Origin of the sequence: Amycolatopsis panacis, assembly GCF_003600245.1 — a bacterium.
Taxonomy (GTDB): Bacteria; Actinomycetota; Actinomycetes; order Mycobacteriales; family Pseudonocardiaceae; genus Amycolatopsis; species Amycolatopsis sulphurea.
On the sequence record NZ_QZFV01000083.1, the window covers coordinates 55355 to 68462 of the forward strand.

At 69.4% G+C, this 13108-nt stretch carries 16 protein-coding genes; 9 read left to right on the forward strand and 7 right to left on the reverse strand.

The window, feature by feature from the left end; genetic code table 11:
• Nucleotides 1-35: 35 nt before the first annotated feature.
• From D5S19_RS15775 to D5S19_RS15790, 4 genes are read right to left on the reverse strand one after another with little or no spacing between them, the layout of a single operon-like run.
• Nucleotides 36-941, reverse strand: a complete 906-nt coding sequence (locus D5S19_RS15775; RefSeq protein ID WP_199730521.1) for a haloalkane dehalogenase — start codon at nucleotides 939-941, stop codon at nucleotides 36-38.
• A gap of 46 nt (nucleotides 942-987) precedes the next feature.
• The gene (locus tag D5S19_RS15780; RefSeq protein WP_120024100.1) at nucleotides 988-1440 is read right to left on the reverse strand and encodes a DUF350 domain-containing protein; all 453 of its coding nucleotides are present in this window, start codon (nucleotides 1438-1440) and stop codon (nucleotides 988-990) included.
• Nucleotides 1441-1496: 56 nt separating this feature from the next.
• Complete coding sequence (locus D5S19_RS15785) at nucleotides 1497-2663, reverse strand: glutathionylspermidine synthase family protein (protein WP_120024101.1); 1167 nt, start codon at nucleotides 2661-2663, stop codon at nucleotides 1497-1499.
• Entirely contained in the window at nucleotides 2664-3287 is a 624-nt protein-coding gene (locus D5S19_RS15790) for a hypothetical protein (protein ID WP_199730522.1), read from the reverse strand.
• 96 nt (nucleotides 3288-3383) lie between these two features.
• Here D5S19_RS15790 and D5S19_RS15795 point away from each other — a divergent pair, with 96 nt between their 5' ends.
• The 4 genes from D5S19_RS15795 to D5S19_RS15810 all read left to right on the forward strand — a co-directional run bounded on the left by D5S19_RS15795 (nucleotide 3384) and on the right by D5S19_RS15810 (nucleotide 6727).
• Nucleotides 3384-4340, forward strand: a complete 957-nt coding sequence (locus D5S19_RS15795) for a septum formation family protein (RefSeq protein ID WP_120024102.1) — start codon at nucleotides 3384-3386, stop codon at nucleotides 4338-4340.
• Between the two features lie 2 nt (nucleotides 4341-4342).
• Nucleotides 4343-4693, forward strand: a complete 351-nt coding sequence (locus D5S19_RS15800) for a metallopeptidase family protein (RefSeq protein ID WP_120024103.1) — start codon at nucleotides 4343-4345, stop codon at nucleotides 4691-4693.
• A 275-nt stretch (nucleotides 4694-4968) separates the two neighbouring features.
• Nucleotides 4969-6198 carry an MFS transporter gene (locus D5S19_RS15805; RefSeq protein WP_233573951.1) on the forward strand — a complete coding sequence of 410 codons (1230 nt, stop codon included), beginning with the start codon at nucleotides 4969-4971 and terminating at the stop codon, nucleotides 6196-6198.
• Between the two features lie 79 nt (nucleotides 6199-6277).
• On the forward strand, nucleotides 6278-6727 hold the full coding sequence (locus tag D5S19_RS15810) for a hypothetical protein (RefSeq protein ID WP_120024105.1): 450 nt from the start codon (nucleotides 6278-6280) through the stop codon (nucleotides 6725-6727).
• Between the two features lie 7 nt (nucleotides 6728-6734).
• Here D5S19_RS15810 and D5S19_RS15815 read toward each other — a convergent pair whose 3' ends face one another.
• From D5S19_RS15815 to pheA, 3 genes are all read right to left on the reverse strand, one after another.
• Nucleotides 6735-7364: a DUF4232 domain-containing protein gene (locus tag D5S19_RS15815; protein WP_120024106.1), complete on the reverse strand. Its 630-nt coding sequence runs from the start codon at nucleotides 7362-7364 to the stop codon at nucleotides 6735-6737.
• Nucleotides 7365-7484: 120 nt separating this feature from the next.
• The gene (locus tag D5S19_RS15820; protein WP_120024107.1) at nucleotides 7485-8099 is read right to left on the reverse strand and encodes a histidine phosphatase family protein; all 615 of its coding nucleotides are present in this window, start codon (nucleotides 8097-8099) and stop codon (nucleotides 7485-7487) included.
• On the reverse strand, nucleotides 8096-9001 hold the full coding sequence (pheA, locus tag D5S19_RS15825; RefSeq protein ID WP_120024108.1) for a prephenate dehydratase: 906 nt from the start codon (nucleotides 8999-9001) through the stop codon (nucleotides 8096-8098). The genes D5S19_RS15820 and pheA overlap by 4 nt, the downstream gene beginning before the upstream one ends.
• A 98-nt stretch (nucleotides 9002-9099) precedes the next feature.
• On the opposite strand from pheA, the gene D5S19_RS15830 reads away from it, so the two are divergent.
• The 5 genes from D5S19_RS15830 to D5S19_RS15845 all read left to right on the forward strand — a co-directional run.
• Entirely contained in the window at nucleotides 9100-9723 is a 624-nt protein-coding gene (locus D5S19_RS15830; protein WP_120024109.1) for a macro domain-containing protein, read from the forward strand.
• A 124-nt stretch (nucleotides 9724-9847) separates the two neighbouring features.
• Nucleotides 9848-10780 carry a type I pantothenate kinase gene (coaA, locus tag D5S19_RS15835; RefSeq protein ID WP_120024110.1) on the forward strand — a complete coding sequence of 311 codons (933 nt, stop codon included), beginning with the start codon at nucleotides 9848-9850 and terminating at the stop codon, nucleotides 10778-10780.
• 162 nt (nucleotides 10781-10942) lie between these two features.
• Nucleotides 10943-11089: a hypothetical protein gene (locus tag D5S19_RS32490; protein WP_199730523.1), complete on the forward strand. Its 147-nt coding sequence runs from the start codon at nucleotides 10943-10945 to the stop codon at nucleotides 11087-11089.
• Nucleotides 11090-11159: 70 nt separating this feature from the next.
• Nucleotides 11160-12698: a hypothetical protein gene (locus D5S19_RS15840; RefSeq protein ID WP_199730524.1), complete on the forward strand. Its 1539-nt coding sequence runs from the start codon at nucleotides 11160-11162 to the stop codon at nucleotides 12696-12698.
• Nucleotides 12699-12762: 64 nt separating this feature from the next.
• A partial coding sequence (locus D5S19_RS15845) for a transposase (RefSeq protein WP_147397401.1) occupies nucleotides 12763-13108 on the forward strand: 346 nt, incomplete at its 3' end.

The following is a 13108-nucleotide window of genomic DNA, read 5'->3' on the forward strand; positions in this document are numbered from 1 at the left end:
GTGAAGGGACCCTTCACAGCACAACCGGCGAACGCTCAGCGCCGCACGAACCGGGCCACGTGCTCGGCCAGCGTCTCCCCCGCGTCCTCCTGCAGGAAGTGGCCCGCACCGGTGATCGTCGGGTGGTCCAGACCTGCCGCGCCCTTGACGCTGCGCTGCAGAATCGGCGCCATCGCGCCGGTGATCGGGTCGCCGTCGGAAAACGCGCACAGCAACGGGATTTCCAGCCCGGTCAGGGTCTGCCAGGCCAGCCGGTTCGCGTCGGAGGCCGGGTCGTCCGGGCGGGTCGGCACCAGGCCGGGCATCGCCCGCGGGCCTGCCTTGTACACCTCGTTCGGGAACGGTGCGTCGTAGGCTTCGCGGACCTCGTCCGGCAGCTGCGTACGGCAGCCCGACTGCACCGCCCGGCCGACGTCGAGCACCTGCGCGTTCTCCACCGCCTCGCGGAACTTGTGCCAGACCGGCGGCATGTCGGTGTCCCCGGTGGGCAGGCCGGTGTTGGCCGCGACCACGCCGGCGAACCGGCCGGGATGCTCGGCGACCAGCCGCAGCCCGATCAGCCCGCCCCAGTCCTGTCCGACCAGGGTCACCTCCCGCAGGTCCAGATCGTCGAAGGCGAACCGGCGCACCCACTCCACATGCCGCGCGTAGCTGTGGTCGGCGATCTCGGCCGGTTTGTCCGAGCGGCCGAATCCGACCAGGTCCGGGGCGATCGCGCGCAACCCGGCATCGGCCAGCACTGGCAGCGTCTTGCGGTACAGGTAGGACCAGCTGGGCTCGCCGTGCAACAGCAGCACCGGCGGCCCGTCCACCGGGCCCGCCTCGACGTAACCAACCCTGATCAGGCCGCCGTGTGGATCGGCGAGGTCCGTGTACTTCCGGGGAAAGGCGAAATCGGGCAGGTCCGCGAACCGGTCTTCCGGCGTCCTGAACAATCGCACGAGTTCCACGTTAGTGGGAATGCGACCCCGCGGCAGTGCGCGAACGCTACGAAATCGCCACAGCTACGACCAGGCCCAGGCCCAGGTGCGCGGCCGCGACCACGACGCTGGCCGGGGCGAACCGCTCACTCTGGATGGTCGAGCCGACGTCGATCCGGGTCGCCCACTCCAGCAGCCGCACCGCCAGCACCTGCACGACCACCCCGACCAGTCCGTAGACCAGCGAGGTGATCAGCCCCTCGGTGAGATCGTTCGCCGAGTTGAAGATCGCCACCACCACGATGAACGCCATGGACAGCAACCCGGACGCGGTCACGATCACCGCGTTCGGCAACCCCTGGGTGACCAGTTTGGACAGCTTCCCCGGGGTGGTGAAGTCGATCGCGTAGAACCCGGCGAACATCAGCAGCAGCCCGATCACGCCGTAGAGCAGGATCGCACCGATCCCGCGCACCAGATCGGAACCGAACGTGCCCGACAGCGCGAGGGTCGTGGTCACCGGGATCTCCCTGAGCGATCAGCGCGAAACGCGTGAACCGGACAGGCAGGGTTGTATCACGTCTCGCGGATCCGATGGGGGACGAACGCCGCGCCGTCGTCGGTGACCAGCCCACCGGTTTCCCGGATACCGAGTCCGGCCGAGGCGTCGCCGACCACCCAGGCACCCAGCGCCGGCCGGTAGCCGTCGAACTCCGGCAGCGGGTCGAACGCCTGGTAGACGTAGCCCTCCGCGCCGTAGACACCGCCGGTCTGGGTCTCGTAACCGGTGGCCACGATCTGCACGTTCGCGCCCTCGCGGCCCAGCTTCGGCTTGCGCACGTACTCGGTGAGCAGACCGGGGTCGTCGGTGAACGCGGGCAGCAGGTTCGGGTGCCCGGGGTAGTTCTCCCACAGCACCGCGAGCAGCGCCTTGTTCGAGAGCAGCATCTTCCACAGTGGCTCGACCCACAACGTGCGCGGCATGGTCTCCACCGCGTAGCGGCCGAACTCCTCGTCGACCACCCATTCCCACGGGTAGAGCTTCACCACCGTGGCCATCTGCGCTTCTTCGAGGTCCACGAACCGCTTGAGCACCGGGTCCCAGCCGATCTCCTCGATCGACAGGCCCACCGTGTCCAGCCCGGCCTCGGCCGCTGTCTCCTGCAAGTACGCGGTGGTCACGTGGTCCTCGCCGCTGGGGTCGGCCGAGGACCAGGTGAAGTGCAGCTCCTTCGAGGGCAGCTTGTCGCCGAGTTCGGCCCAGCGCTCCACCAGCTTCTCGTGGATGGAGTTCCACTGGTCGTCGTCCGGGAAGATCTCGGTCTTCCAGTGCCACTGCAGCACCGATGCCTCGAGCAGGGTGGTCGGCGTGTCCGCGTTGTACTCCAGCAGCTTGGCCGGCGACTTGCCGTCGTAACGCAGATCGAACCGGCCATAGACGTGCGGATCCTGCCGCTTCCACGATTCGGCGATGTGCGGCCACACCCACTCCGGAATGCCGAAGCGCCGGTACCCCTCGGTGGTCACCACGTTGTCCACGGCTTCGAGGCACATCGAATGCAGCAGCTCGACGTCCGCCTCCACCGACAGCACCTCGTCCATGTCGAAGACGTAGTGCACCGACTCGTCCCAGTACGGCCGGGCCTTCCCGGCCCCGTCACGCGCCGGGGTGCCGTACACCAGGCCCTGCTCTTCGACGATCCGCTGCCAGTCGCGGCGCGGCTGCTTGCGGTCCCGGTACACCTACGAGCCTCCGCTCTTGCCGGTCCCGCCGGTACCTCCGGACGTTCCGGACTTGCCACTGATGCCGAACCCACCGCGTTGCACGCTGGTGCCCGACTTGGTCGAAACATTGGTGTTGCCCGACGGCGCGGTGAAGCTGCCCCCGGCAACACGCTGGCCGATGTTGCCGGACCCGCCGTAGTTGTACCGGTACTGAGAGAAACCGCCGCCGGGCAGGGGGATGAACCAGAAGCCGCCGCTGAAGTGCCCACCGTGGCTGCTGGCGTAGCTCTCGTCGCAGTACTCGTCGTTCTGGATCACGCCGTTGGCGTCGGTGCAGACAGCGGTCATCTCGGCAGGCTTCGCGACGGTGTAGTAGGTCGCGATGAGCCCGGCGAGCCCGACGGTGACCCCGCCGCCGATCAGGATCTTGCGCTTGGTGCCGGCCTTCTTCGCCGCGGCCGCGCTGGCCTCGGCGGCCTCCCGCGCTTCGCGCTCCTGGTCGGCGAGCGCCTGACGGCGCGCCCGTTGCTCGGCGAGCGAAGGCTCCCGCGGCTGTGTGTTCGCGTCCTGGAAGCGCATCGAACCGCGCTTCGGGTTGTCCTCCGGCGGGCCCCCGGTGTTCTCGTCGTCGTCCTGCGTCATCTAGAGCTCCGTAATCCCCCGGCACGGCAAAGCCACCTTCCACAGTAGCCACCCGCCACACGCAAGACTCACGCGGCGCGGGCATCATAGGTAACGATGTCCCGAGGTGCCGAGCGGTTCCCTGCGCAGATGAAGACCCTGACCACCCGTGTGGTGATGGCCGGGGTGTTCCTTGGCGCCATCATCGCGCTCGCGCTGAGCGTCACGTTCTCCTGGACCGACACGCTCGCCGGCGGGAGCAAACTCAACGAAGCCGCCGAGCAGGCCTTTCACTCGCCACCCGGCAGCTGCCTGACCTGGGCCGCCACGGACGCCTCGGACGCGCACCAGGTGGCGTGCGAGCAGCCGCACCTGTTCGAGGTGACCGGCAGCATCGACGTCGGTGCCCAGTTCAACGAGGAAGCGCCGTTCCCCTCTCTCGACCAGTGGCAGCAGATCGCCGAGCAGAAGTGCAACAGCGACATGCAGCCCTACCTCGGGCACCGGCTCGATCCATACGGCAAGCTCACCACCAACCTGCTGCGACCCGCCCCCGCGCAGTGGTCCAACGGCGATCGCCAGCTGCGCTGTGGCCTGCAGTGGGCAGGCCCCGGCGGCAAACTGCAGCCGACCACCGGCCCGGCCAAGAGCCAGGATCAGTCGCTGGTCTGGGAGCCGGGGACCTGCCTGGCGCTGGCGGGCAAGGGCGTCGGCGACCCGGTGGACTGCGCCCGCCCGCACTCCTACGAGATCATCGCGACCCTGGACCTGGGCCAGAACTTCAAAAACGGCTACCCGAACCAGAAGGACCAGAAGGCCTGGCTGGACACCGAGTGCACCAAGGCCGCCAAGGACTACGCCGGTGGCGCCGACCTCGGCGAGAAGAAGCTGATCCTCGGCTGGGATGTGCGCGAGCAGGAGAGCTGGGACGCCGGGTCCACCAAGGTCAACTGCAAGGTCGCGGCCACCTTGGCCGACGGCAGCGGCTTCCAGGCGGTGACCGGGAGCGTGAAGGCGCAATCCGCGCCGGATTCGGCTGAGGGCAGCCCGCCCAGTTCGACCGGGAACCGCTGACCGTGCCGGTCGAAATGTCCCGCAGCCGCTTCGAGGAGCTGGTCTCCGAGGCGCTGGACCAGGTCCCCGCCGAGTTCGCGGCGGCGATGGACAACGTCGTGGTGCTGGTCGAGGAGCACAACGACGAGGCGCCCGACATCCTCGGCCTCTACCACGGTGTCGCCCTCACCGAGCGCACCAGCCACTACGGCGGCGTACTGCCGGACCGGATTTCGATCTACCGCGAACCGATTCTGGCCATGTGCGAGGACGAGGAAGAGGTCGTGGAGGAAGTGCTGATCACCGTGGTGCACGAACTCGGGCACCACTTCGGCCTGGACGACCAGCGGCTGCACGAACTCGGCTGGGGCTGACCGGCGGGTCGGCTCTTGGTGATCAACACTGCGGAAATCGCCGCTGTGGTGATGTTCGCTTACCTTTCCCCTTTTGCCACGCCGGGCCGCGGCGAGAAATCCACTTAAAGTCATGGATCGGTCACCATCTGCTGTTTTTCCCGGTAAGCTGGACTTCAGCACACAGATCGAGACATACCTCGCGCGAAGCGAACCAGCGGTCGGGCGCGGAACAGCAGTCAGGCGCGGAGCGGTAGTCAATCGTGGAACAGCAGTCGGGCGCGGGACGGTAGTCAGTGCACAGCGGTAGTCGGTTACAGAACGCCGGCCGGTTGGGCGGCGATCACCGGTTCCGCTGGCTGCTCGCCTCCAGCGCCACCGCCAACCTCGGCGACGGCATCGGCAAGGTCGCGTTCCCCCTGCTGGCCACCACGCTCACCCGCGATCCGGTGCAGATCGCCGCGCTGTCCGCGGTGCAGTTCGTGCCCTGGCTGCTGTTCGCGATACCGGCCGGGGCGCTCATCGACCGGGTGGACCGGAAGAAGGCGATGATCGCGGCGAACGCGGCGCGGGCCGTGGCGGTCGCCGCGGTCACCGTGCTCGTCGCGGTGCACGCGATGGACATCTGGACGATCTACGTCGCCGCGTTGCTAGTCGGCACCGCGGAGACGGTGGCCGACAGCGCGGCGAACGTGCTGCCGCCTGCCCTCGTCCCGGCCGAGGGGCTGGAGAGCGCGAACAGCCGGCTGCAGGCGTGCGAGATCGTCGGGCAGACGTTCCTCGGCGGGCCGGTCGGCAGCGCCACCTTCGCCCTGTTCGCCGCGTTCCCGTTCCTGCTCACCTCGGCCGGCTTCGCGGTGGCCGCCGCGGTGCTGCTGGGGCTCGCCGGCAGCTACCGGCCCCAGGCGGAGACCGCCACGATCAGCATCCGGGCCGGTTTCACCGCGGGCGCCGGCTGGCTGCGAGAGCACCCGACGCTGTTGCGCCTGCTCGCGGTGGCCGGGCTGTTGAGCCTGGTCAGCGAGCTGGCCCAAGCACAGCTGGTGCTGTACGCGCTGGAGGATCTGCGGCTGTCCGAGGCCGCCTTCGGCCTGTTCTCGTTCGTCGGCGGCATCGGTGGACTGGCGGGCGCCGCGCTGACCCCGCGGCTGGTCCGGCGGACCGGGCGGCGACCGGTGCTGATCGGCGGGGTGCTGTGCTGCGCGCTGGGCTTCGCCGGGATGGGGCTGGTCCATCAGCCGGTACTCGCCGCGCTGCTGTTCGGCCTCTTCGCCGCGGCGGTCGTCGCGGTGAACGTGGTGCTCGCGACCGCCCGCCACACGCTCGTGCCGAGCGAGCTGCTCGGCCGGGTGCTCGGTGTCTGGCGCACCGTCGTGTGGGGTGCGATCCCGATCGGCGCGCTGCTCGGCGGTCTGTGCACCGAGCTGCTCGGCTCGGCCGGCCGCACGTTCACCGCGTCCGGCGTGCTGCTGCTCGCCGTGGCCGGGTACGCCGCGTTCGCGCTGCGACGGAACGCACTTCGGTGACAAAACGGCCTCGGACCGCCGCTGTGATGCGGTTTCGGTGCTGGAATGACAAGTCAGCCCGGCCGCCGGGAGGTCCGTCATGTCCACAGTCGACACCCCGCCCCTGCCGGACGGCGACCGGCGCGAACGTCCCGTGCCCGCCGCCCGCCGCCGGCTGGTGCTCGCCGTGGTCGCCGGCTTCGTGCTCGGCGCCTGTGTGATCGGCCTGCTCTGGACGCTGGCCGGGCAACGTGGTGGGGCCGACGAGGACGCGGCCGCCGCCTGCTCGGCCTTCTACCGGGCCGGACGGATACCGGACACCACCGGCGGGGCCGGCGCCGCCCAGTTCACCCGCATGGCCGACGACTCGATCGACCGGATCGCCGCCGCGTTCTCCCTGGCCAAAGCGGCCTCCGCGTTCAACAGCACCTACCAGCCACTCACGCAGAGCCTGGGGAACGTGAACCTGATGGTGGCCAGCGGCCGCTTCGACGATCGCGGCGCGCAGGCCGACGTCATCCGGGTACAAGAACTCTGCGCGCGCGGCTGAAGCCCGCTTACGCCCGCCGAACCGTCTTCACGCTGAGCTGATGCCCCGGAATCTGCTCACCATTACAGCCGGTGCTCGGGTCGGCGACGAACTGCGCCGCCTTCTCCTGCGGCAGGTAAACACGCAGCCCCTTGACCGCGGTCGGCTGACAAGCTGACGGGTCGAAGTTGCGTACCTGCACGAACTGGATGTCCGCAGCCGCCGACTGCCCCGGAGCCAGCTTGATCGCCGGTCCCTTCGTGCCCTCGCGGTAGGCGTCCTGCCCGACCTGACGCCCATCACTCCCGGTCACGTAGGACACCCCGGGATAACCCTGGATCGTGCAAGCCGTCCCGCTGGTGTTCTTGATCAGCAACGGCCGGTAGTTCGAGCCCGCGGCAGCGTCGCCCTGGCCGAGCGACAGCGTGACGTCCGCTGCCTTGCACAGCCCTTCGCCCGCCGGTTGCACGGAGGCCTGCGCGCTGCTCGAAGGGTTCGTCGGCGAAGGAGTAGCCGTACTGGCCGTCGAGGTCTCGGAGACATTCGATGACGGACTGCTCGCGGACGGCTGCGTGCCGCCGCACGCGGACAACAGGAGAACGCCGGAAGCACCGGCCGCAGCCATCACGACCCGGGAGATCTTCTTAGTGCCAGCCATTTCACTCGCCTCGCAGAGCAGGGGAAGCAATCCTGGGTGGAACCTACCCAGAGGACGCGCGAACCACCGGCCGAGTTGCCACCCGTCCGGCCAGTTCCCCACATCGAGTTCACTCAGGATTCACAGCGAGGTGTCGATCCAGCGCAGGCACCGCCAGCCGGCGGGCTCGGCCAGCAGCTCGATCGAGGCGGTGTTCGGGATGAGCACCGAGGCGGCCACCTCGGCGGACACGTTCGAGGCCAGCCACTCCCCGGCGAGCCGGATCGCGCCGCCGTGACTGACCAGCACGATTGCCCCGTCCGGCGCGGATTCCTCGTGCTTGGCCCGCAGCTCGGCGACCGCCCGCACCATCCGCTCGCGGACCTGGGCCCCGGTTTCCCCACCAGGCATCGCCAAGTCGAGTTCCCCGCGTGTCCACGCGGCGAAGATCCGCAGGTAGCCGTCGATGGCCGCGCCGTCGGTCCGGCCCTCCAGTTCCCCTACTCCGACCTCCTTGACGCCCTCGATCACCTGCACCTCGAAGCCGAGTGCCTCGGCCAGCGGCGCCGCGGTCTGCTGCGCACGGACCGCCTGCGACGCGTACACCGCCACGATCGGCTCAGCCGCCAGGCGCTGCGCAAGAGCCCGCGCCTGCTCCTGACCGGCTTCGGTGAGCGGGGAGCCGGGCAAGGCGGTGTCCAGCGCGCCCCGCAGATTGGCCTCGGTCTGGCCGTGCCGGACCAGCAGCAGTCTCACGCGTGTTCTCCCTTCACCACTGCGTCCACCCAGGCCTGCGCGTCGAGGAAGTCCTGGTTGCCCGCACCCGGTTCCACGGTGGCCGGCACCCCGTCCGCACGCGGGTGCGAACCGAGGAACCGCAGCTGGCAACGGCGGCGCAGGGCACTCAGCGCGTCCACGATCCGGGGCTCGGCCACATGCCCCTCGAAGTCGATGAAGAACCGGTACTCGCCGAAGCTGTCGCGGACCGGCCGGGCGTCGAGCCGGGTCAGGTTGATCGCCCGGCTCGCCAGCTCGGCCAGCAGCTGGGCCAGCGTCCCGGTGCGGTTCTCCGCGGCGGCGACGATCGAGGTGCGGTCGGCACCGGTCGGCGCCGGCAGCTCGCCGGGACGGCGCACCAGCAGGAACCGGGTCTGCGCGTCATCGACGTCCGCGATCCCGGTGACCAGCTCTTCGAGCGGATAGTGCTCGATGGCCACCGGCGCGGACACCGCCGCGTCGAAAGTGCCTTCCACCACGCCGACCGCGGCGGCCGCGGTGGACGACGAGGCGACCGCGGTGGCGTCCGGCAGGTTCGCCTCCAGCCATTCGCGGACCTGCGCCAGCGCGTGCGGATGGCTGGCCACGGTGCGTATCTCCGCCTGACCGGGTCGAGTGAGCACGCTGAACCGGATGGGCAGCACCGCCTCCGCCACGGCGACCAGCGCCGGACCGTCGCTGAGGCCGTCGAGCGTGGCGGGCACCACGCCTTCCACGGAGTTCTCGATCGGGATGCACGCGGCATCCGCACCGCCCTCGCGCACCGCGGCGAGCGCGAGCCGGATGGTCTCGTAGGGGGTGAGGTCCGCTCCCGGCGCGAGCGCGCGAGCGGCCTGTTCGGTGAACGTGCCCTGAGGGCCGAAGTACGCGATCCGCATCACGAGCCTCAGGCTACTGACCGCCCGAGTGGCGGTTTTCACTCGGACAGCCGGTACCGAAACCGGTTACGCCGGGTGGCGTTTTTTGCCATGCTGGAGCGGTGACCGCCGAATCGGGCACACGCACCGGGCACGGGGAGGACGCCTCGCCGGATTCGCCCCGAACGCCGGAACTGGTGTTGTGCGCCGTCGATGAACCCCTCGCCACGGCGTGGTCCGCCGTGGTGTCCGGCCTGGACGGCCCGGTCCGGGTCCACCGCGGGTCGGTGCTCGACGTGGTCGCGCAGGCCGTGGTCAGCCCGGCCAACTCCTACGGCTGGATGCGGGGCGGGATCGACGCGGTGTACGCCCGCGCGTTCCCCGGCATCGAGCAGAGCGTGCGGAGCGCGGTCCTCGCTTCCTACGGCGGTGAGCTGCCGGTCGGAGAGGCGGTAGTCGCGCCGACCGGCGAGCCCGAACCGGCTTGGCTGATCAGCGCGCCGACCATGCGCGAGCCCGCCGAGCGGCTGCCCGCGGACACGGTGCACCCCTATCTCGCCGCGCGTGCGGTGTTCCTGCAATGGTGCCAAGGCAAGCTGGAAGAAGGCCCGGTGCGCGACGCAGTACGCACCATCGCGATGCCGGGACTCGGCACCGGCGTCGGCGGCGTCGAACCGGCGACCTGCGCACGACAGGTGGCCGCGGCGTGGCGGGAAGTATTCGGTCAAAACGGTCACTCTCGGTGAACCATTCCGGCTCTCGCCGACCCGCGTGCAACACATCACAGCGCGTTCACACCCGGTAAGCCCTACGGTTGAATCTGCGTTACGGAAGACGGAGCCAGCGCAGGCGACGGCCGAGGAGTGTGCGATGCCACGGGTCCGTGAACTGAGTCCCTATGTCGAGTTGCACCGGGAGCAGTGGCGGGAGCTGCGCAGCTCCACCCCGCTTCCGCTGACCGCGGATGAGCTGGTGCGATTGCGCGGGCTCGGTGAGCAGATCGATCTCGCCGAGGTCGCCGACGTCTACCTGCCGCTCTCGCGGCTGATCAACCTGCAGGTCAAGGCCCGACAGCAGCTGTACGAGGCGACCACCACGTTCCTCGGCGAGGACTGCCGGAGCACGAAGGTGCCGTACGTGATCGGCGTCGCGGGCAGTGTCGCGGTCGGCAAGTCGACCACCGCCCGGATCCTGCGCACGCTGCTCGCCCGCTGGCCCGACCACCCGCGGGTGGACCTGGTGACCACCGACGGGTTCCTCTACTCGCGTGCCGAGCTGACCCGGCGCGGCATCATGCACCGCAAGGGTTTCCCGGAAAGCTACGACCGCCGCGCCCTGTTGCGCTTCGTGACCGAGGTGAAATCCGGCGCCGAGCACGTGGCCGCACCGGTGTACTCGCACCTGGCCTACGACATCCTGCCCGATCAGGAGCACGTTGTGGAGCACCCGGACATCCTGATCGTCGAGGGCCTGAACGTGCTCCAGCCCGGTCCCCGGCTGACCGTGTCCGACCTGTTCGACTTCTCCATCTACGTGGACGCGCACACCGGCGACATCGAACGCTGGTACGTCGAGCGGTTCCTGAAGCTGCGGCACACCGCGTTCGCCGATCCGGCCTCGCACTTCCACCACTTCGCCGGCCTGGCCGACGACGAGGCCCGTGAAGAGGCCCGGCACCTGTGGCGCACGATCAACGAACCGAACCTGATGGAGAACATCAAGCCCACCCGCCCGCGCGCGACGCTCGTGCTGCGCAAGGACGCGGATCACACGATCAACCGGGTGCGCCTGCGCAAGCTGTGACCGGCTCACCCACATGCCTCCCGTCAGCCTCAAGGAGGACTTGATCGGGGGATTCTCCGCCGATCGGCCACCCTGTTCGTAACCACTTGGCCGATACCGGTCGAACCACTGGAAAAGCGACCCTGAACAGGTAACCGACCCCGCCAGGAAGGGGAGGCCCCGATGTTCACGATCGTGCTGACGTGGGTAGGCGCCGTGCTCGGCTTGACACTGCTGGTGGCGATGGCCGCCGGCGCGTTCGTCGTCGACTTCGACGAGGCGCTGCGCGAACGGCGGCTGCGGTCGCCGGAGCCGGTGGCCGACCGCTGAGGGCGACCGGGCCGCGCGCAACCACGGACCCCCGGCGACGCCCGGCAGGGGATGGACGACGATGTCCGGCATGAGTCCGGTCAGCCGCGCCCGCAAGAAGAGTTCCCCACCTGCCAGTCCCAGTGTCAACGGCCTGTTCAAGGACGTGCTGCGGGACTTCTCCGCGGTCGCCGTGGAGCCCGGTCCGTTCGACGTCGAGCTGCTCGCCTCCGAAGTGATCGGCCAGTGGACCGAAGCGGACCCCGAGGAGCGGCTCGGGCTGGAGCTGATCGCGTTCGCGCAGCGCAAGATCACCCCTGGCGCGGCTGCATTGCTGGCCGCGCTCCAGGTGCTCGCGGAGACCTCGCAAGAGCGCACCGCGGCTGCCGAGGCCCTCGCCGTGGTGCTCGGCCGCGGCATCCCGGAGCCGGAATGGGCCGGTGAGATCGGTCAGGTGAGCGTCGGCGAGTGCTGGCGCACCGGCGACGTCTACGGCGACGAATCGTCGCTGCTGTGCGTGTTCTCCCGTGGCGAAGCCACCCTCGGCCTGCTCGCGCTGCTCGACTTCACCGAGGGCGGCCGGGTGCGCGACCTCGTAGTGATCGAGGAACCGCACGAGGTGCTGGCCGAAATGCGCAGCCAGGCCGAGGAGGACCGCGACCTGGTGGTCTTGGACAAGGTCGAACCGGTCGACGCGCGCCGGCTGCTGGCGAACGGGATCGCCGCCACCGACGCGCTGGCCGAACCGGACGTCGGCGAGGACTACGCGCGGTTCCACGCCGTGGCGCTGGCCTGGTGCCACTGCCTGCCCGAGCCGCCCGTCGGGGACGCCCCGGCCGCGTGGTCACCGGCGCAGCGCACCGAGGCCGTCGACCTGTTCCTTGCCGAAGCAGATCTCGACGACCCCGAATCCGGCCGCGAAATCGCCCGTCTGCTGGTCGAGCACAGCTGCCGCACCGAACCCGCCGACCCGCTGCGTGTCGGCCCGGAGAAGCTGGCGCGCTTCCTGGAGTCCCTGCTGGACGGCGAGACCGAGCTGGAAGACGAGGACGCCGTCGCCCCCGTCGTACTGGCCTGGGCCGACTGGGGCGCGCGCCGCGGCGGACTGTCCGATATGGCCGCAAGCGCGCTCGTCGAGGACGTCACCGAGTACCTGAGCGAGTACCTGGCCGACGAGGAGGACGAGGACTTCAGCGACTATCTCGACGGCACCGAGTCCACCGAGGAAATCCTCGCCGTGGTCGAGCGCCGCCGTTTCGCCGTCCCGGAAACCGACACGGTGATCGGCGACGAGGAGCTGACCGACCTGGACCCCGGCGACCCGGAACAGCGCCGCCTGCTGGTGATCGGCGCCCACCCGGAGTACCACGAATCCCTGGCCGCGGAAGAGTTCGACGGCACCGACGGCCTGCGCCTCGCCCTGGAAACCTCGGTGGTGGACCAGCTGTGGGACGACGAGCCCGCCGAAGTGTGGGCGGCCGCGCAACGCCTGACCGCCGCCGGCGCGACCCGTGAGGAAACGCTGGACCGGCTGGTGGCGGCCTTGGAAAGCCAGCTGGCGGAGACCGAGGAAGAGGACCATCTCGACTACGATCTCGACGGCTATCGCGAAGCCCTCCGCCAGGTCTGACCCCTCGGTTTAGACCGTGTCTCATTTGGTTGTGTTGCCAAGTAGGCGATATCGTTGATCAACGATGAGCGATGTGGAGAAGTGGTGTCCGGAGCCGTTGTGGCTGCTGGCGTATCCGTTGTTGCCCGATGCGCCGCAACGCCACCAGGGTGGTGGTCGGCGCCGGTTGGACGATCGTGCGGTGATGGCCGCGATTCTGTTCGTGTTGCAAACCGGTTGTGCCTGGTCAGCGTTGCCTGCTTCGTTCGGGGTCAGTGCTGCGACCGCGCATCGCCGGTTCACTGAGTGGGTCGAGGCGGAGGTGTTCGCCCGGCTGCATCAGATGATGCTGGATTTGCTCGGTTCTGCCGGAGCGATTGACTGGTCACGAGCGTCGGTGGACGCGATGCAGGTCAGGGCGGTAAAAGGGG